This window comes from Microbacterium sp. LWH10-1.2, assembly GCF_038397765.1.
Taxonomy (GTDB): Bacteria; Actinomycetota; Actinomycetes; order Actinomycetales; family Microbacteriaceae; genus Microbacterium; species Microbacterium natoriense.
This window is the reverse complement of record NZ_CP151638.1, coordinates 3,219,987-3,240,127: the sequence shown is the minus strand read 5'-3', so window position 1 is coordinate 3,240,127 and position 20,141 is coordinate 3,219,987. Positions and strand designations below refer to the sequence as shown.

Annotated in this window: 14 protein-coding genes; 10 read left to right on the top strand and 4 right to left on the bottom strand. The window is 68.7% G+C overall.

The window, feature by feature from the left end; translation table 11 throughout:
* The first annotated feature begins 207 nt into the window (after positions 1-207).
* Positions 208-2,403, top strand: a complete 2,196-nt coding sequence (locus MRBLWH10_RS15165; RefSeq protein ID WP_341940547.1) for an RICIN domain-containing protein — start codon at positions 208-210, stop codon at positions 2,401-2,403.
* Positions 2,404-2,556: 153 nt separating this feature from the next.
* Here the strand turns inward: MRBLWH10_RS15165 and MRBLWH10_RS15160 are convergent, their stop codons facing one another.
* Both MRBLWH10_RS15160 and soxR read right to left on the bottom strand, forming a co-directional pair.
* Entirely contained in the window at positions 2,557-3,795 is a 1,239-nt protein-coding gene (locus MRBLWH10_RS15160; protein ID WP_341940546.1) for an amidohydrolase, read from the bottom strand.
* Positions 3,796-3,853: 58 nt separating this feature from the next.
* The gene (gene soxR / locus MRBLWH10_RS15155; protein ID WP_341940545.1) at positions 3,854-4,324 is read right to left on the bottom strand and encodes a redox-sensitive transcriptional activator SoxR; all 471 of its coding nucleotides are present in this window, start codon (positions 4,322-4,324) and stop codon (positions 3,854-3,856) included.
* 108 nt (positions 4,325-4,432) lie between these two features.
* Between soxR and MRBLWH10_RS15150 the strand changes: the two genes are divergently transcribed.
* The 5 genes from MRBLWH10_RS15150 (at position 4,433) to MRBLWH10_RS15130 (ending at position 8,838) form a co-directional block, all read left to right on the top strand.
* Entirely contained in the window at positions 4,433-4,960 is a 528-nt protein-coding gene (locus MRBLWH10_RS15150; RefSeq protein WP_341940544.1) for a flavin reductase family protein, read from the top strand.
* Positions 4,961-4,989: 29 nt separating this feature from the next.
* Positions 4,990-5,619 (top strand): superoxide dismutase, encoded by a 630-nt coding sequence (locus MRBLWH10_RS15145; protein ID WP_341940543.1) that lies wholly within the window; start codon positions 4,990-4,992, stop codon positions 5,617-5,619.
* A 103-nt stretch (positions 5,620-5,722) separates the two neighbouring features.
* The gene (locus MRBLWH10_RS15140) at positions 5,723-6,151 is read left to right on the top strand and encodes a DUF6855 family protein (protein WP_341940542.1); all 429 of its coding nucleotides are present in this window, start codon (positions 5,723-5,725) and stop codon (positions 6,149-6,151) included.
* A gap of 109 nt (positions 6,152-6,260) precedes the next feature.
* On the top strand, positions 6,261-7,577 hold the full coding sequence (gene nhaA / locus MRBLWH10_RS15135) for a Na+/H+ antiporter NhaA (protein ID WP_341940541.1): 1,317 nt from the start codon (positions 6,261-6,263) through the stop codon (positions 7,575-7,577).
* A 49-nt stretch (positions 7,578-7,626) separates the two neighbouring features.
* Complete coding sequence (locus tag MRBLWH10_RS15130) at positions 7,627-8,838, top strand: MFS transporter (RefSeq protein WP_341940540.1); 1,212 nt, start codon at positions 7,627-7,629, stop codon at positions 8,836-8,838.
* A gap of 21 nt (positions 8,839-8,859) precedes the next feature.
* Here MRBLWH10_RS15130 and MRBLWH10_RS15125 read toward each other — a convergent pair whose 3' ends face one another.
* Positions 8,860-9,264 (bottom strand): arsenate reductase ArsC, encoded by a 405-nt coding sequence (locus MRBLWH10_RS15125; RefSeq protein ID WP_105673201.1) that lies wholly within the window; start codon positions 9,262-9,264, stop codon positions 8,860-8,862.
* 22 nt (positions 9,265-9,286) lie between these two features.
* The gene (locus MRBLWH10_RS15120; protein WP_341940539.1) at positions 9,287-9,577 is read right to left on the bottom strand and encodes a metal-sensitive transcriptional regulator; all 291 of its coding nucleotides are present in this window, start codon (positions 9,575-9,577) and stop codon (positions 9,287-9,289) included.
* A 251-nt stretch (positions 9,578-9,828) separates the two neighbouring features.
* On the opposite strand from MRBLWH10_RS15120, the gene MRBLWH10_RS15115 reads away from it, so the two are divergent.
* The 4 genes from MRBLWH10_RS15115 (at position 9,829) to MRBLWH10_RS15100 (ending at position 20,096) form a co-directional block, all read left to right on the top strand.
* Entirely contained in the window at positions 9,829-11,493 is a 1,665-nt protein-coding gene (locus MRBLWH10_RS15115) for an FAD-dependent oxidoreductase (RefSeq protein ID WP_341940538.1), read from the top strand.
* Between the two features lie 120 nt (positions 11,494-11,613).
* Complete coding sequence (locus MRBLWH10_RS15110) at positions 11,614-12,405, top strand: hypothetical protein (RefSeq protein ID WP_341940537.1); 792 nt, start codon at positions 11,614-11,616, stop codon at positions 12,403-12,405.
* Between the two features lie 150 nt (positions 12,406-12,555).
* Positions 12,556-18,183 carry a hypothetical protein gene (locus tag MRBLWH10_RS15105; protein ID WP_341940536.1) on the top strand — a complete coding sequence of 1,876 codons (5,628 nt, stop codon included), beginning with the start codon at positions 12,556-12,558 and terminating at the stop codon, positions 18,181-18,183.
* Positions 18,184-18,446: 263 nt separating this feature from the next.
* Entirely contained in the window at positions 18,447-20,096 is a 1,650-nt protein-coding gene (locus tag MRBLWH10_RS15100) for a sulfatase-like hydrolase/transferase (protein WP_341940535.1), read from the top strand.
* The last annotated feature ends 45 nt before the right edge of the window (positions 20,097-20,141 follow it).

The window sequence follows — 20,141 nt, the reverse complement described above, 5'->3', positions numbered from 1 at the left end:
ATCCGCGCAGGATCGTCCGAGAAACGGGCATCCGTCCGATAAACGCATGGATGCCGGACGGATGCCGCGCCCTCACAGGTGCCGTCACGGCGGGTGTTCGAGAAACTGTTTGCGCTTAGCCTTTCTCAAACATTGACACAGTCCAAAAACAGCGAGAAGATCGCGCTCTCAGTGGTAACGCAAACATTCAACGGAGAGTGGGACACGATGGCGTGGACAAGACGACTTTCACTGATCGCAGCCGCGGGTGCGAGCATTCTGCTGGCGGGCCTCGCGTCCGTGCCGGCGGGCGCGGCCGTGACCGGGACGTACACGGTGACGGTGGGCAGCACCGGCACCTGGACGAAGCCGGATGACACCCCGGCCGCGAGCTACATCGACAAGGACGGCACCTACTACTTCCAACAGGCGCACGCCCTCTACGGTGCGACACAGGAGCGACGATGGTCGTTCTACACCGGCACGAACATGGACACCGCGACCCTGTCGAGCGCGCTGACCGACTCGGTGAATCCGGCCAACGCGAACGACTCGAACAAGGACACCACCTGGCGCTGCAACAACAGCCCCACCGGACTCGTGTCCTCGTACGCGCCGAGCACGACCACGTACTCCCAGCGCAACTTCTGCGACCTCGCCGGGGTCTGGGTCGATCCGGACTCGGGCGACTGGTACGGCCTCGTGCACAACGAGTTCACCCCGCAGCCCTACGGCGACGGCATCCACTTCGACGGCATCGACCTCGCCGTGTCGAGGGATCAGGGCAGGACCTGGACCATCAGCGACCGGATCATCACCTCGCCGTTCGGAACCACACGCGGCAGCAGCACGGACTTCCCGCAGCAGACCTACCACTACGGAGACGGCGACCCCCGGCTCGTCGTGGATGCCGCGTCCGGCTACTTCTACGTCTTCTACGGCTCGCGGATCGTGAACAAGAACGGCAGCTGGGCGGCATTCCATGCGCACGTCGCTCGCGCCCCCATCTCCGGAAAGATGGCCCCGAGCAGCTGGCAGAAGTGGTACGACGGCCAGTGGTCGCAGCCGGGCATCGGCGGCAAGGAGAGCAACATGGTGCCGGTGACGACCTCGAACGCCAACGGGTACACGCCCGTCGGCGCCGAGTACTCGCCGTCGACCCCCGGCACGGTGGCCCAGCAGGTCGCCGCGGGCACGACTCCGCCGACCTCTCCGCTCTTCGTGATGGACGTCGCCTGGAACGCCTACCTCGGCCTCTGGATCGGCGAGCCGCAGGCCGTCGATCAGAGCGGCAACGCCCCGCAGCAGATCTACGCGACCGACGACCTGTCCTCGCAGAAGTGGACCCTGATCGGAGACACCGGGGCGTATCACACGGCATCCTGGTACCGCTGGTTCCTCGACCCCGTGAGCAAGACCAGCTCGGCCATCGTCGGCAAGGACTTCCGGATGTACTGCTCGTTCGGATGCTCCGGCGGCAAGTCGGGTGAGTACGTCAACGTCTCGCTCGGCGGCACGGTCGCGACCCCCGTCGACACGACGAAAACCTACCGCATCGGCTCGGGAGGACGGATGCTGGTGCAGTCGACCTCCGACACGAGCGTGACCTCCGCGACAGCCGACAACGGCCGGTCGACCTGGAGGTTCTCGCCGACGGGAGACGGGGCGTTCACCGTCGCGAACGACGCAACGGGCGCCCTGCTCGGGGTGTCGTCGCAGTCGTCGGCCGGACGCGCCTGGGGCGCCCCGCTCACGGCCGTGGCCGCGGCATCCCCGTCTGCGGGTCAGCAGTGGTGGGTCGTGCAGAACCGCTCGGCCACGACGAATGCGCCGGACGGCACCGTCCGTCTGGTCAACCGCTACAGCGGACTCGTCATCTCGGTGTCCGCCACGACCGGACGCCTCGCCGAGACCACCCCGGTCCGCAGCTGGACCGCCGCAGGAACCGCGGTCGGAGGCACCCGCAGCGCCGCAGAGCAGACGCTCTCCCTGACCCCGGTCGCATCGACGGGAGCGCTCGACGGCATCCGGACCATCAGTTCGGGCGGGAAGTCCATCGACAACCCCAACCACAGCACCACGGCCGGAACGCAGCTGGTGATCTGGACGAGCAACACGGGAGCGAACCAGAAGTGGCAGTTCACCCGGCAGGCCGACGGCTCGTACGAGGTGAAGAACGTCGAGTCGGGGATGTGCGCCGACGTCGACGGAGGGTCGGTCGCCGCGGGGGCCAAGATCATCCAGTGGACCTGCAGCGGCGGGACGAACCAGCGCTGGACCGCGGCCGTTCAGTCCGACGGCACGTATACGCTCACGTCGGTGAAGAGCGGGCTCCTGCTCACCGCGACGGCGTCGACGAACGGCACGGGGCTGACGCAGCAGGCCGTGTCGGCGAGCGCCGTCCAGAAGTGGCAGATCCAGTAGCCGGATGACGCGACGGGTGTGTCGTCGCGCTGGGCGAGAGCGCGACGACACGTCCCCCGTCCGATCGTTGAGCGAGGAGCGCAGCGACGAGACGAAACGGGGTGCGGCGTTTCGTCTCGCTTCGCTCGCTCAACGACCGGGCGGGGAGACCGTTCAGCCCAGGAACTCGCGCGCCGCCGTCGACAGGGCGGTGACGCCGACCTCGATGGTCGGGTGGATCTCGGGGGCGAAGTAGGGCGAGTGATTGGTCGGGATGTCCTCGGCCACACGTCCGGCGGCGTTCGCCGCGGCGAACTTCGCCGGATCGGCGCCACCCCAGAACCAGAACACCAGCGGGACTCCGGCATCCCTCGCGAACCACGAGACGTCCTCGCTGCCGGTGAACATGCCGGGGTCGATGACCGACGCCTCGCCGAGCACCCGCTGCAGCGCGGCGGTCACACGCGCCGTGGCCTCCTCGTCGTTGATCGTGGCGGGCAGCGTGTGGTCGGTGCGGATCTCCGGCTCGCGCTCGGCGCCGGATGCCGCGGCCTCGGCGCGCACGATGCGCTCGACGCTGGCGAGCACCTTCTCCCGCGCGTCCTCGTCCGGGTAGCGCAGGCTGAGTTCGAGCTTCGCCTCTGCGGGGATGATGTTGTTCTTCAGGCCGGCGTGGATCGAGCCGACCGTCACGACCGCGACGCCCTGGGGGTCGATCTCGCGCGAGGTGATGGTCTGCAGCCGCATGACGGTCGCGGCCGCCATGACGACGGGGTCGATCGTCGCGTGCGGGCGGGAGCCGTGGCCTCCGCGTCCGTGCAGGGTCACGGTGAGGCCGTCGGATGCCGCCATCTGGGTGCCGCCGCGCACGCCGATGATCCCGGCGGGGAGCGGGGTGACGTGCTGTCCGAGCACGATGTCGGGCTTCGGGTAGCGGTCGAGGATGCCGGCGTCCAGCATGGCGCGCGCCCCTGCTCCGTACTCCTCGGCGGGCTGGATGAGCACGACGAGGGTGCCGCTCCAGTCGGCGCGCTCGGCGACGAGCTTCTCGACCGCGCCGATCATGGCCGTCACGTGCATGTCGTGGCCGCACGCGTGCATGACGGGGACGGTCGTGCCCGCGGGGTCGACGCCCTTCGCCGTGCTCGCGTACGCCAGTCCGGTCTGCTCCTCGACGGGCAGGGCGTCCATGTCGGCCCGGATCCAGACGACGGGGCCGTCTCCGGACTCCCCTGAGCCTGACGAGGGGTTGCGCAGCACGCCGACGACGCCTGTGACGCCGACGCCCTCCTCGACCTCGAGGCCGAGATCTCGAAGGTGCTGCGCCGCGATGCCGGCGGTGCGGGTCTCCTGGAACGACAGCTCAGGATGCTGGTGCAGGTCGATGTAGAGCGCTTCGAGGTCGATCGTCATGGCCCGAGCCTACCGGCGGGTCGGGTGCGCTCGACGGCGCCCGGGGCGAGCGTCGAGCTCAGTCCTCGCGCAGGCGCTGGGGGCCGGCGCCCTGGCTGCCGAGGGTGTCGTCGGGGTTCAGCAGCCCGCAGGCCTTCATGGACAGGCAGCCGCAGCCGATGCATCCGGTGAGTTCGCGTTCGAGCCGTTCGATGCCCTCGCGGCGCTTCTCCAGCTCGCGTTTCCAGCGGCGGGAGGCGCGCTGCCAGTCGGCGTGGCTCGGCGTCTGCGTGAGGGGGACGTCGGCGAACGCCTCCTGCACGTCGGAGAGGGGGATGCCGAGGCGCTTCGCCACGGTGATGAGGGAGACGCGGCGGAGCATGTGCCTGGCGTAGCGGCGCTGGTTGCCGGAGGTGCGGGTGGAGGCGATGAGTCCGAGGCCCTCGTAGAAGTGCAGCGCGGAGGGGGCGACGCCCGTGCGTCTGCTCATCTCGCCGATCGTCAGGGGCTCGTCGGGGCCGTGCGGCGTGCGGTCCGTGTCTGCGCTCATCGGGGCGTCCTTCGCTCGATTTGACCTCAAGTGTACTTGAGGTCTTAGCGTTGCAGATGTGACCCGAACACGAGAAGCACGCGCCCCGCATCGGACGGTGCGCGCCCGATGACGATGAACGACACGCGACCGGCGGCTCCGGTCCCCACCGAGGTCGGCGAGGGCCTCAAAGCCGCTTTCCGACAGCATCCGGCCGGCGTCGCGATCATCACGGCGGCGAGCCCCGCCGGGCCCGTCGGCCTGACCGCGTCGAGCGTCGCCTCCGTCGCCGTCGACCCCGCCGCCATCGTGTTCTCGGTGACCAGGGCGACCGGCAGCGCGGGGGCGATCCTCGCGGCCGACGGCTTCGTCGTCCACCTCGTCGACGACGAGCACTCCGCTCTGGCGCAGAACTTCGCCGTGAGCGGGTCGGAGCGGTTCACCCCCGAGCAAGGATGGCGCACGCTCCCGACCGGGGAGCCGTATCTTCCGGAGGCGAGGGTCGCCCTGCGCTGCCGTCCGATCCAGAGCGTCCCCGTCGGCTCCTCCACCGTCGTCATCGCCGAGGTGCTCGAGGTGCGGCACGGCCGCCCAGGGCGTCCGCTCGTCTACGTCGACCGTCGATTCCACGCGCTGCCTCCCGGCGGCGAGCACTGACCCCCGAACCTCCATCGAAAGGAAGACGCATGTCCGCTCCGTACACCCTCCCCGAACTGCCGTACGACTACTCGGCCCTCGAACCGCACATCTCCGGAACGATCATGGAGCTGCATCACTCCAAGCACCACCAGGCGTACGTCACCGGCGCGAACACCGCCCTGGAGCAGCTCGCCGCCGCACGCGAGACGGGTGACCTCTCCGCCGTGAACAAGCTCGAGAAGGACCTCGCCTTCAACCTCGGCGGCCACATCAACCACTCGGTGTTCTGGGAGAACCTCTCGCCCGACGGCGGCGGCTCCCCCGAGGGCGAGCTCGCCGCCGCCCTCGACGACGCGTTCGGCTCGCTCGACGCCTTCCGCGCGCACTTCACGGCCACGGCTCTCGGCGTGCAGGGCTCCGGCTGGGCTGTACTCGCCTGGGACGGCGTCGGCGCGCGTCCGGTGATCTTCCAGCTCTTCGACCAGCAGGGCAACGCGCCCCTCGGCGTCACCCCGCTGCTGCAGCTCGACGTCTGGGAGCACGCCTACTACCTCGACTACCGCAACGTGCGCGCCGACTACGTCACGGCGTTCTGGGAGATCGTGAACTGGCCCGACGTGCAGCGCCGGTTCCAGCGCGCGCAGGAGGCGACGAAGGGGCTCATCGTCGCGAAGTGACGGATTCCCTCCGGATGCTGCCGCCGCAGCGGTCCGGAGGAGCACAATGTACTGCCGGGGGTCCGTCCGATCCCCGGCAGTACGCCGTCGAGAGGAATCGCGCATGACAGAGCAGCACTGGTCCGGTACGGGCACGGCATCCGACCCGTGGCGGCTGAAGACCGCTCCGCTCTCGTCGGAGTACACGATCCATCGCGACGACGAGTCCGATCCCGCGCTCCTCGTGTGCCAGGTCGGTTCCACGAAGCTGACGTACCTCGCCCGTGCGGTCGACGACCTGCACGCCGAGCTGCTGCGCCGCGGAGACTGGGTCGCGCTGGGGGCAGCGGACGAGAAGAAGGATGCCGCGCCCGACACGGTCGAGGCGTGGGGTCGCTCCGCCGACAACCCGGTGGGTGGCTGGTACGGGCAGCGCAAGGGGTACCGGGGCCGGTTCGGCATGTACGTGCCTCCGCTCCTCGAAGCGCTCGGTCTGGTCGAGCTGGAGCACAACCCGCGCAACAACAGGGTGCGCGCGCTTCCCTCCGCGTGATCGCCGCCGCATGACCTCCCAGGGAATGCCGCTCGGCGCCCGGTAAGCTGGGCGGCGGAGAGTCGGGAAGCCTGGTCGACACATCGTTGTCGAGACCCCGGGAGATCCCATGACCATCCCTCCGCACGTCGCCCCTCAGACCTTCCCTGCGCGCGGCAGTCACCGCGAAGCCCGCCGCATCGGCGCGCTCCTGCGCAAGGAGAGCGTCGGGGGGATCCTGCTCGTCGTCATGGCGGGCATCGCCCTCGTATGGGCGAACTCGCCCTTCGCCGACGGGTACTTCGCCCTGCGGGACCTCGAGATCGGCTACGAGCCCTGGCACCTCAAGCTGAGCCTGGGCGCGTGGGCCGCCGACGGGCTGCTCGCGGTCTTCTTCTTCCTCGTGGGGCTCGAGCTCAAGCGCGAGTTCGTCGTCGGCGACCTCCGCGACGTGCGCACCGCGCTCGTGCCGGTGATCGCGGCCGTCGGCGGGGTCGTCGTTCCGGCCGTGATCTACCTCGCCGTGGTCGGCCCCGACCCCGTGCTGCTGCGCGGCTGGGCGATCCCCACGGCGACCGACATCGCCTTCGCCGTGGCGGTCCTCGCGATCATCGGCTCACACCTGCCGAGCGGGCTGAGGCTCTTCCTGCTCACGCTCGCGGTGGTCGACGACCTCATCGCGATCGTCATCATCGGCGTCTTCTACACCGACGACCTCAATCCGATGCCGCTGCCCGCCGCTCTCCTCGGACTCGCCCTCTACGCGGCGCTCGCGCAGCGCCGCCGCGGCTTCTTCCTCCGTCACCGGTTCGCGGCGTGGGTGGTCCTCCTCCCGATCGGCGTCGCGGTCTGGGCGTTCGTGCACGCCTCCGGCATCCACGCGACGATCGCCGGCGTGGCGCTGGCCTTCATGATCCCGGTGAAGCCCGCAGACGGCTCCTCCGACGCCGGTCTCGCCGAGGAGTTCGAGCACCGGTTCCGCCCGCTCTCCGCGGGGTTCGCCGTGCCCGTCTTCGCGTTCTTCGCCGCCGGGGTCACGGTGGTGGGCGACGGCTTCGTGCAGACCGTGACCCATCCGGTGACCATCGCGATCGTCTGCGCTCTCGTCATCGGCAAGCCGCTCGGCATCGTCGCGGCCACCTGGATCACCACGACCGTGACGCGGAGCCGCCTGAGCGACGGACTGCGCTGGGTCGACCTCGTCGGGGTGGGGATGCTGGCCGGCATCGGGTTCACGGTGTCGCTGCTCATCGGCGAGCTGAGCTTCCCCGCGGGGGTCGCGCACGATGCGGCGAAGACGGCGATCCTCGGCGCCTCGGTGATCGCGGCGCTCGCGGCATCCGTCCTCCTCGGCCTGAGGAACCGCCGCTACCGTGCGATCTCCGAGAGGGAGGCTCTCGATGAGGACGGAGACGGCGTGCCCGACGTGTATCAGCAGGACGCCTGACGTCGGGGCGTCGCGGTCGTGGTGGCGCCGACTCTGATTGGATGGCGGGGTGCGCGACGTCGAGGGGGAGAGGGCCGATGGCGCCCGTGGCGCAGGCGTCGGAGCGCTCGTGTGGCTCGCCGTCGCCACGTTCTCGATGGGCATCGACGGCTACGTCCTCGCGGGCCTGCTCCCGCAGATCGCCGATGACCTGAGCGTCGGACCGGCGGCGGCAGGTCAGCTGATGGCGGTGTTCGCCCTGACGAGCGCCCTCGCCGGACCCGTGCTCGGCGCGATCACCGGAGGGTGGGAGCGCAAGGCGACGATCGTCGGCGCACTCGGGGTCTTCGTGATCGGCAACCTCGTCGTCGCGCTCGCCCCCACCTACGCGATCGCCATGACAGGGCGGGTGGTCTCGGCGCTCGGCGGCGCTCTGCTCAACGCCGTGATCAGCGCCTACGTGGTGGCGAAGACGCCTCCGGAGCGCCGAGGGCGCGCCCTCTCGCTCGTCCTCGGCGGGTGGCTGACCGCCACGGCGCTCGGCGTGCCCCTCGGCCTGCTGCTCGGGCAGAGCGACTGGCGGATTCCGCTGTTCCTCGTCGTCGCCGTCGGCTCGGCCGCGCTCGTCGGCATCCTGCTCCGGGTCCCGCGGCTGCGCCTGCCTCCGCGCTCGCTCCGGGAGACGCTGCAGCCGCTGCGGGAGCCGCGTCTTCTGGCCGCGCTCGTCGTGCCCGTCGGCATCATGTGCGCGAGCTACCTCTGCTTCACCTATGCGACGCTCATCGTGGGTCCGAGGGTGGGCGGCGGGCTCGTCATGGTCCTGGTGATGTTCTGCTACGGCCTGCTGAGCCTGGTCGGCAACGTGCTCACGGGCAGGCTCACCGACCGACGCCCGCCCGTGCAGGTCGTCACCGGCATCCTGGGGCTGCTCATCGCCTCCGCGCTGCTCGGCTCGCTCGGACTGCTGCTGCCCGGCGCGCTGGGCACGGTCGCCGCGATCGTGTGGTTCTTCGCGTGCGCGGTCGGCAACGGCGGCTCCGGCGTTCCGCTGCAGGCTCGCCTCAGCGCGATGGCTCCGGACTCGGCGGCGCTCGTCTTCGCCCTCAACGGCAGCGCGATGGCGCTGGGATCGGCGCTGGGCAGCGGCCTGGGCGGGGCTGCCCTGGAGATCGGCGTGGCCCCCGATCGGCTGCTGCTGATCTCGGCCGTCGTGCTGGCGGCGACGACGCTCGTGCACCTCGCGGTGGGGCCGAGGTCCGTCGCGTCGGCGCTGCGCGCCTGAGGCTCTCGGCGGCCGAGGCCGTCAGGCGAGGAGCTCTCCCGCGAGGGCCTCGATGCGGCGGCGGATCTCGTCGCGGATCGGCCGCACAGCGTCGATGCCCTGACCGGCCGGGTCGTCGAGAGCCCAGTCCTCGTAGCGCTTGCCGGGGAAGAACGGGCACGCGTCGCCGCATCCCATCGTGATGACCACGTCGGAGTCCTGCACCGCCTCGGTGGTGAGCACCTTCGGCGACTCCGCGGTGATGTCGATGCCCAGCTCGCCCATCGCCTCGACGGCGATCGGGTTGATCTGCTCGGCGGGCAGGGAGCCTGCCGAGCGGACCTCGATGCGGTCGCCCGCGATGTCGCGCAGGAAGCCGGCGGCCATCTGCGAGCGCCCGGCGTTGTGCACGCAGACGAACAGGACGGAGGGCACGGAGGCGGTCATGGAGTGGCTCCAGGGGTAGGACTCAAGCGAGTGAGAGGAAGAGCTTCTCGAGCTCGTTCAGGGACATCGTACCGTCGGCGAGGGCGTCGGCGTCGGCATCCTCCCCCTGTTCGCCGAGGCAGTCCTTCATCGCCGTGGCGATGATCTGGAACCCCGCCCGGTCGAGGGCCGAACTCACCGCGGAGAGCTGAGTGACGACGGTTCTGCAGTCCTCCTCACGTTCAACCGCACCGATCACCGCGGCGAGCTGACCCTGCGCGCGCTTGAGACGGTTGAGGATCTTCCGCTGCACCTCGGGATCTGTGCTGGTCATGCTCGCCTTTCGCTCGGTTGGACAGGTGCAACTATACCCCTTAGGGTATATCAGGAGATACCCATGGGGGTATAAGAGCGGAGAGGGATCATGTGTCGTCCAGTTGATTGCAAGACGTGCGGGAAGACGACCTGGGCAGGGTGCGGACAGCACGTCGACTCCGTACGACGCACGGTGCCCGCGTCCCAGTGGTGCGCTGGTCATGAGAAGGAGCAGCGTCAGGGCGGCCTCTTCTCCAGGCTGTTCCAGCGATGAGCGCGGAACGGGGGCTCAAGGTCGTCATCGTCGGCGGTGTAGCCGGAGGGATGTCGACGGCCGCTCGCCTCCGACGTCTCGACGAGACGGCGGATATCGTCGTCTTCGAGCGGGGACCCGAGGTGTCGTACGCCAACTGCGGGCTGCCCTACTTCGTCGGAGGGGTGATCACCGATCGCGAGGCGCTGCTTCTGCAGACTCCCGAGTCGCTGCACCGGCGCTTCCGCCTTGACGTGCGGGTCGGTCACGAGGTGACCCGCATCGACACCGACCGCAGGGTCGTCGAGGTACTCGATCTCGCGAACGGAGCCACGATCGAGGAGGGCTACGACCTGCTCGTCCTCGCCGCCGGAGCCCGTCCGCGGCGCGACGAGCCGGCTGGCGGTGTTCCGATGCGCAGTCTCCGCACGGTCGAGGATGCCGTCGCGATCGAGGCCGCCGTCTCTCGTGCGGGGGTTCGTGTCGTCGTCGTGGGTGGCGGGTACACGGGTCTCGAAGCCGTCGAGAATCTCGTGGCACGCGAGGCGAAGGTCACCCTGGTGCAGCGAGGGGGACAGCTGCTGGCGCCTCTCGACCCGGAGATGGCCGCGCCCGTCATGGAGGCTGTGCGGAGTCGCGGCGTCGATGTGCGTCTCGGCGTCGAGGTGATCGCGGTGCACGACGACGCCGTCGAACTGAGCGACGGCTCTGTCGTCGAGGCGGAGTTCATCGTCGATGCGTCGGGTGTGGTGCCCGAGACTCGGCTCGCCGCCGACGCCGGCCTGCTCCTCGGCGAGACGGGCGGCATCAGCGTGGACGAGAACTGCCGGACGAGCGATCCGCATGTGTTCGCCGTGGGGGACGGGGTCGAGAAGGCGGAACTGATCGGCGGGGGTGCGGCGCTCATCACCATGGCAGGGCTGGCCAATCGGCACGGGCGGCTCGTCGCCGACGTGATCGCGGGGCGCGAAGAATCCGCGCGGCCCGCGATCGGGACGGGGATCGTGCAGGTCTTCGGTCTCGCGGCGGCGAAGACCGGGCGGAGCGAGAAGCAATTGCGTGCGGAGGGCCGCGACTTCTACGTCGTACACGTGCATCCCGGCTCGCACGCCGGATACTATCCGGGGGCCGAGACCCTGTCGATCAAGCTGCTCGCCGATCCGGCATCCGATCGTATCCTCGGCGCGCAGGTCGTGGGACGCGATGGCGTCGACAAGCGCATCGACGTCATCTCCACGGCGGTGCACGCCGGACTCGTCGCGTCGGAGCTCGCGCACCTCGAGCTCGCCTACGCGCCGCAGTTCGGCTCGGCGAAGGATGCCGTGAACATCCTCGGATACGTGGCCGAGAACACGAGGACGGGGACGACTCCCTCGGTGCAGTGGCACGAGCTTGCCGCCGCGCGCGAGGAGGGCGCGTCGCTCATCGACGTGCGAACACCGGCGGAGTTCGCGGCCGGCGCGATGCCCGGAGCGATCAACGTCCCCCTCGACGAACTGCGGGAGCGCCTCGGAGAGCTCCCGGCGGGCCCGCTCGTCGTGCACTGCCAGGTCGGCCTGCGCGGACACATCGCGACCCGCATGCTCCTCCAGCACGGTCGGGATGTGCGCAACCTCGATGGCGGGTATCGCACCTGGTCGGACGGGGTGAGGAGCGATCGGTCGGGGGCTTTCGCGTCATGAACGGCGGATGCGCGGGTCTAGTGAGTAGCGCCAGTGTCCTTTCTGTCGTCAGAGCCACGTGGCTCGTACCCGGTGTCGGCACGACGGGGCCGGGCCAGCGCTGAGCCACAGGAGCCCCTCATGATCGATTGCCTTGCGAACACTGGTCCGCGCGACCTCACCCCGCTCGTGCTCCTCGCGGTCGGACTGTTGGTTCTCGGAGTGGCCGCTCTCCTGTATCCGCTGATGCGGAAGAGAAGGCCGTTGATCGCAGGTGCGCTCATCATCGGTGCCATCGCGGTGGTCGGCATGTCCTCCCTGTCGCCGTCTTCCGCATCCGCGGCGACCGCCGAGACCGAGCAGTGTAGTGAGGGCACAATGGAGCAGCCCATCGCCCCCGTCACCAGCGCCCCCACGGCGACTCCCACCCCGACTCCCACACCCACTGTGACGCCAGAGCCCGCCGGAACCGTGGATGCCCGTGCCGCTGTGACGCCCTCGAACATCGTCAACGGCAACGCGGGTTCGATGGTCCTGACCGTCGACAACGGCCCGTCCGCGACGTCCGCGGTGCCGGCGGGCTCGACCGTCCAGATCACCACGCACTTCGTCGGCGGCGATCTCGTGATCTCCTCGATCGACGCGAATCTCAGCTGCCCGACGGTGTCTGTCGGCCAGGTCGTGCCTGCCGTCGCGCTCAATCCGAGCCCGTACTACTCGACGGACTTCTCCTTCTCCTGCACGGTAATCGCGCCCATCACGATCGGGGCGAGCAGCGCCATCGTCCTGGATGCCGCGGCGGCGCCCGTGCCCGACGCGGTGAACCCTCTGCCGTACGTATCGACGACGACGATCTCCGTCAGCGTCCCCGCTCCCGCTGTAGACGTCGACAGCACCAATGACCTCGCGACGTACATCGGCACGCAGGTCTGATCCGAGAGTGTCGCGTGGATAACAACTGTGTGATTCCCATTTCGGATATCGGCATTTCGGTGTAGCTTGAGGCCAACTTCATAAAACCTGAGGATTGACTGTGTGAGCCCCCAGCGGCACAGGCGATCGTGCGAAGTGGGGAGCTTTGACATGGCGAAGAAGGCAGTGATCGGTGCGCGCGGAAAGTCCTTCCGCGCGCGGATCCGGGCGGTGACCTCAGGCGTACTCTCGAGCGCACTACTGGCGAGCAGCCTTGTCGCTGCAGGTCTCGTGCTCCCCTCTGCCGCGCAGGCTGCGCCAGGTGACCCGTTCGATCCTGCGGCGCCGGTGGTGTACATCGCGCAGGGGGCGCCGTCCCAACTCCAGCGCGCGGAGACCACCGGCACCGGAACCTTCGCGTTCACGGACGAGGGCGGTCCCGCTCCTGTCTCGTACAACGCCATCGGATTCAACCCGGCGAACAGCTACATGTACGGCATCGTCAGCGGCAACGGCACAGCCGCGTTGCCTATCGGCGCACTCGTACGCATCGGGCAGGGCGGCGTGGTCACTCGCGTGGGGACGACGATCTACACCCACCCGGCGACCGGATCGACCCGCTTCTTCGCCGGCGCCTTCAACCCGGCCACCGGTCTCTACTACGTCTCCGACTCCGGACCGAACACGACGATGCGGGTGATCAACGCGACGACCGGCGCCATCGTGCAGACGATCGACTTCGGACAGCAGCCCGGTGTCCAGGACTTCGCCTTCAAGGACGGATTCGCCTGGGGAGCGAACGCCGCCGGCGACATCAGGCGGCTCAACGTCACCACGGGTGCGATCGCGGTGTTCCCCGCGGTGATACCGCCTGGGGCCGGCGGATACGGCGGAGTGTGGACGTTTGGCAACGGCAACCTCGGCTTCTCCTCGAACTCGACGGGCGACGTCGTGCAGCTCGAGGTGCTGAACGGCGCGACCGCCACCCCGACCTTCCGGGTGGTCTCCGTGGTGCCCGGGCCGAGCTCGACCCTGAACGATGGCACGTCGATCCCCGGCCTCCCGGCAGACCTCGCCGTCGTCAAGACCGGCCCGCCCACGTACGAGTCGGGCGATCGGATCAGCTACTCGGTGACGGTCACCAACAACGGCGCCGGCGTCTCCAGCGGCTGGACGGTCACCGACACGCTGCCCGCGGGGCTGAGCAATCCGACCGTGACCGGAAGCGTCACCGCGACGATCGCCGGGAGCACGATCACGGCGAGCGGTGGGCGCCTGAACCCTGGCCAGAGCGTGACATTCACCATCGCGGCCGATACGAACACCCCTCTCGGCACGTGTCTCACGAACACCGCATCGGTCGCGGGCAACGAGGCCGACCCCGTGAGCAGCAATAACCAGTCGGCCACGACGTCATGCGATCTCGGCCTCAGCCTCGTCAAGACCTCGAACGCGAGCGCCGACACGCGCCCCGGCGATGTGGTCACCTACACGGTGACGGCGACGAACACGGGTGCAGGCGCATTCACACCGTCGAACCCGGCCACCGTGTTCGACGATCTCACCGGAGTCCTCGACGACGCGACCTACAACAACGACGCGACCTCGAGCGTGCCCGGCACGATCGACTACGTGCAGCCTCTGCTCTCGTGGTCGGGCGCACTGGCCTCCGGCGCTTCCGTGAACCTCACCTACTCCGTCACCATCGGCAGCGGTGGCGACGGAACGGCCCGCAACGTGGCGTGGCGCCCCAACGACCCGGGCGACCCGACTCCTCCGACCTGCGATCCCGCCCCGGGCGGGGTGGATGCCGCGACCGGACAGCCCTGCGCGGTCACGAGCTTCCCGCTGCCCCGCCTGACGATCGACAAGTCGGCCGACCGGACAGACCTCCCCGCGGTCGGCGACACGGTCACCTACACCGTCGTCGTGACCAACCCCGGCCCCGGCGTCTACACCGCCGCCGCCCCGGCGACGGCGACCGACGACCTGACCGAAGTCCTCGACGACGCGACGTTCGAGGACGCCACTCTGACCGCCTCGTCAGGCACCGCCACACGCACGGGCAACACCATGTCGTGGAGCGGAGCACTCGGGGCCGGACAGCAGGCCACCATCACCTACTCCGTGACGTACACCGGCGACGGTGACCAGGTTCTGCGGAACTCCGCGTGCATCCCCGCCGGGGACACCGTCCCCGGCTCGCCGAGCTGCGACACGGTCCGCATCCCCGGCGCCGCGCTCACGCAGTGGAAGACGGCCACACCGTCGTCGGACCCGGTCGTCGCGGGCTCGACCATCACCTACACCCTCTTCTTCGACAACGACGGCCAGACTGCGGCGACCGTCAACGCGATCGACGATCTCACCTATGTCCTGGATGACGCCGTCGTCACGACCGAGCCGACCTCGCCGAACGGCCTCGCCGTGGTCCGCAACGGGGCGGAGATCAGCATCACCGGATCGGTCCCCGTCGGCGCGACGTACACCGTCGTCTACACGGTGACGATCCTGCCCGACGACCAGCGCGCCGACAGCGTCGCCTCCAACTTCCTCCTCACTCCGGGGGAGGATCCGCCTCCCGGCGGAGTCTGCACCCCGGTCGACCCGCAGGCGCCGACCTGCACGTCCACGCCGATCACCGGCGTGACCTACACCAAGACGGTGTCTTCGTCCGAGACGCCCGTGCGGACGGGCACCGAGCTCGCCTACACGATCACGGTCGTCAACACCGGAGCCACTGTGGTCGACGTGCTCCGCGACGACGACCTCGGTGACGTCCTCGATGACGCGACGCTCACGAGCGGCCCGACATCCGATACCCCCTCGGTGACAGCCACGGGCCCTGCCGGCGGCATCCTCAGCCTGGGCGGGACCCTCGCTCCGGGAGCCACCGCGACGGTCACCTACACGGTGACCGTGAACCCGCTTGGCGACCGCGGCAACAACTCGGCGGCGAACTTCCTCGTCCCGCCCGGTACACCGCCGGGGCCGGTGTGCGACCCCGCCACCGAGCAGTGCACGGTGACTCCGATCCAGGGGTACACGGTCGCCAAGGCGGCCGACGTCGACACCGTGGTTCCGGGTGGAGTCGTCACGTACACGGTCACCGTGGTCAACGCCGGGGCGGTCGCGTTCACGGCGGCGAATCCCGCCTCCTTCACGGATGACCTCTCCGGGGTTCTGGATGACGCGGTCTACAACGGCGACGTCACCGCCGGCGGCAGTGTGGCCGGGAACACTCTCACCTGGTCCGGGCCCCTCGCGGTCGGGGAGACGGTGACTGTGACCTATTCGGTGACGGTGGACGATCCCCCTGCCGGCGATCTCATCCTCGGCAATGCGGTCGTGCCCACGGCTCCCGGGGGCGAGTGCGACCCCGAGGGCGCGTGCACGACCGACACCCCGGTGTCGTCGTTCACCGTCGCCAAGACCGTGGATGTCGCCTCAGCGATGGCGGGAGACACCGTCACCTACACGGTGACGGTGACGAACACGGGTCAGTCGGCGTTCACCGCGGCCGCCCCTGCATCGTTCCAGGATGACCTCTCCGGAGTGCTGGACGATGCCGCCTACAACAACGACGTCTCCGCGGGCGGCTCTGTCGCCGGTTCTCTCCTGACCTGGTCGGGTCCGCTCGCTGTCGGCGAGACGGCGACGGTGACCTACTCCGTCACGGTGAACGATCCGCTCACCGGAGACCAGGACCTCGCGAACGTCGTCACTCCGACCACGCCGGGCGGCAGCTGCGACCCGGCCGCCGAGTGCGTGACGAACACTCCTGTCGCCTCGTACACGGTCGCCAAGACCGCCAGCGCGGCGTCCGCCCGACCGGGCGAGACCATCACCTACACCGTCACGGTGACGAACACCGGAGACGTGGACTACACCAATGCCGATCCGGCATCCTTCACGGACGATCTCTCCGGTGTTCTGGATGACGCCGTCTACAACGGCGACGTCACCACCGGCGGCAGCGTGGCCGGTAACACTCTGACCTGGTCCGGACCCCTCGCGGCCGGGCAGACGGAGACGGTGACGTACTCCGTCACCGTCGACGATCCGATCACCGGCGACTTCTCCCTGCAGAACGTCGTCGTCCCGACGGGTCCCGGCGGCAGCTGCGACGGCGTCTGCACCACGACCACTCCGCTGGGTTCGTTCCGCGTCGTGAAGCAGGCGGATGCCGTGAGCGTGGTTCCGGGCGACGTCGTGACCTACTCGATCAGCGTCACCAACACAGGCCAGGTGCCGTACACGGCGGCTGATCCCGCATCCTTCACCGATGACCTCTCCGCCGTGCTCGACGATGCGACGTACAACAACGACGTGGCCAGCTCGAGCGGCGCAGGGACGGGCTACACCGCTCCGGTGCTCTCCTGGTCGGGGCCGCTGGCCGTCGGAGCAACCGTGACGATCACCTACTCCGTGACGGTCAACAGCCCGGCCACCGGTGATAGGAGCATGTCGAACACCGTTCTCACGCCTCCGGGCTCGGGTGGCAACTGTGCGGCGGGCTCGACGGATCCCGCCTGCGTGGCGAACGTCCCCGCGGCATCCTACTCCATCGAGAAGACCGCGGAACCGGCGACGACCGGTCCCGGCGACGTGGTGACCTACACGGTGACGGTGACGAACACCGGCGCCCTGGACTACACGGCCGCGGCTCCCGCATCCTTCACCGACGATCTCTCGCGGGTCCTCGACGACGCCTCGTACAACGGCGATGTGTCGGTGGGTGGCTCCATCGCCGGAGACACGCTGACCTGGTCGGGTCCCCTCGCGGTCGGCGAGACGCTCCAGGTGACGTACTCGGTCACCGTCGACGATCCGGTCGACGGAGACTTCCTCCTCCGCAACGTCGTCGCCCCGTCGGCGCCCGGTGGTGAGTGCGTGCCGGATGCCTGCGCGACCGAGACGCCCATCGCGTCGTACACGGTGCAGAAGCAGGCTGACGTCGCTGACGTCGTCATCGGCGGAGTCGTCACCTACACGGTGACCGTCACCAACATCGGGCAGGTTCCCTACACCGATGCCGCTCCCGCCGTCTTCGACGACGACCTCTCCGGTGTGCTGGACGACGCCACGTACAACGGCGACGCGACCGGCGGAGCGATCGTCGCTGGTGGCCTGTTGTCGTGGACGGGGGCTCTGGCCGTGGGCGAGACGGTCACGGTCACATACTCGGTGACGGTGAACCAGCCCGCTACCGGTGATCAGATCCTGCGCAACGCGGTCACGGCCTCCGGGCCCGGCGGCGGCTGCGCGGAGCCAGGCGGATGCGTGACGGAGACCCCCGTCGCCTCCTACCGTGTCGACAAGAATGTATCGACCACGCAGGCGTGGGTGGGCGACAAGGTCACCTTCACGATCACCGTGACGAACACCGGTCGTGTCCCGTACACGAACGCACGCCCCGCATCGTTCACCGATGACCTGAGCTCGGCGCTCGCCGTTGGCACCTACAACGCCGATGCCAGCAGCGGGGCGACCTACAGCGCTCCGGCTCTCAGCTGGCAGGGCGCGCTCGACGTGGGACAGAGCGTCACCGTCTCGTACTCGGTCACCCTGCGCAAGATCGGCGACATCAAGAACGTCGTCGTGACGCCGCCGGGGTCGGGAGGGAACTGCTCGACGGGCGCGACCGATGCCGACTGCCGCACCGATACCAAGGTGTCTGCAGCAGGCCTCGCCATCACCGGTGGCGTCGTGTGGGCTGCAGGGGGCATCGGCGGATCGGCGCTGCTGGGCCTGGGGCTCCTGCTCCTGTCGCGACGGCGGCGAGAGGCGATGCGATGACGCGCTCTGACTAACTGATCGGGCTCGTCGACCTGCAGGTCGACGAGCCCGATCAGTGTGTCCTCCGCGGGAGTGGATATCCGGCCAAGGGGTTCCCTGCGCAGGAGGTGCCTGGCGACAGGCACCGTATCCTTGTACAGCCCGGGCGATGAACAGGGGACTCTCCCTGGGCGTGAAGACGTGCTTCCCCGGACGAGAGGGGAATCCACGTGAGGACGACAACTCGCGGCGCTCGACGCCGCAGACGACCCGTGTGGTTGGCGATGATCACGGCGATTCTGTCGGTGGTCGGCGGTGGGACCATCACTGCTGTGCCTGCCGTTGCGGACGCTACGCCGAAGAACGTCGTGATGATCATGGCTGACGACTTCTCCTGGGACCTTGTGCCCTACATGTCCGAGTTGCAGCGGCTCATGGCCGATGGAGTGTCGTTCGACAACTACTACGTGACGAACTCGTTGTGCTGCGTGTCGCGCTCCTCGATCTTGACGGGACGCTTCCCGCACAACACGGGTGTGTATCAGAACGCGGGCACGATGGGAGGTGTCGAAGCCTTCCGCAGGGGGCTCCAGCAGTCCGGCGCCAACCGTGACAACGAGCGCTTCACCTATGCGGTTCAAGCGCAGGACCGTGGGTACTACACAATGCTGGAGGGGAAGTACCTGAACGGCTACAACAGCGCGTTCGGCGTCGGTGATGTGGTGCGGCGGCCTCCGGGATGGACCATGTGGCGCCCGTACAGCGACGGCGCCTACGGCGAGATGGATTTCGCTATCGGGATTCCCGGCAGAGCGGCAGTCAAGAACGAGCTGTACGGCACAGACACTCAGATCGCGCGTGCTCATGCGTTCATCCCGTATATGGCGCGTACGGGCCAGAGCTTCAACGCCACTTTCGTCCCGTTCACGACGCACGCGGGCAACCTGAACCGCACGGACGTGCGCAGTTTCGTGCCCGCCCCCCGTGATCTCCCGAAGGGCATGAACCCCGCGGGAGAGTTCCCTGGCGGAGACTGCGGCACGCAGCCCAGCGGCTCGCGGAGGACGTGCACCAGCATCCTCATCGAATCCCTCCCCGGAAACGAGGGCTTGAACTGCGCGAAGGATCTCCGTGAGATTCCGTTCGCCAAACCTGATGGCAAGGACGACGCATGTGAGCTGCAGCAGTATCTGCGCGACCGAGTGCGGATGGCCCAGTCGTTGGACGAGCTGATCGGAGCCGTGCGCAGCGAGCTGGAGAAGAACGGGTTGTGGGAGTCGACCTATGTGATGTTCACGTCGGACAACGGATTCCACCTGGGTCAGGGCGTCGATCTCGGCCTGATCGACAACGGCGCAAGCGGCTACAAGATCGGCAAGGGCTCGCCATACGAGACAGATCTGCGGGTGCCGCTCGTCGTCGCGGGAGCGGACACGGCGACGGGCATCGTTCGCACCGAACTCACCCAGTCTGTCGATCTGATGCCGACGTTCGCAGCGATGCAGCCAAGCATCTCGGAGAAGAACACGACTTTCAGCGATCACGACGGTCTGAGCCTCCTGCCTCTGATCCGCGGCCAGGAAGTGACGAACTGGCGCCAGTGGGTGTACTCGGTCCACACGAAGGTCTCCGATCCGAGCACCGCGGGACCGGATTCCGAGCCTGGCACGCTCGTGCAGGACGGGTTCTTCTCGCTCCGCGCGAACGGCGAACTGTACGTGAAGCACGTAACGGGTGACGATCGCGGTTCCGTCTCCCGTTACAGCGTGCAGGACACCGCGAACGGTCGTGTGAATCTCCCTCTCGCCTGGGATGCCCTCCCAGAGGCGAAACGAACGCAGATACTGGAGCAGTTCACGAGGTTCGCGTCTTGTGGCGGCGGCGACGGTGCCGCGAACTCCTGCCAGAACGCTGCCACAGCGCCCGCGCTCTGACCGCTTCGCTGTCGAAAGACCTGTCGCCGCTGACGTGCGCAAAGG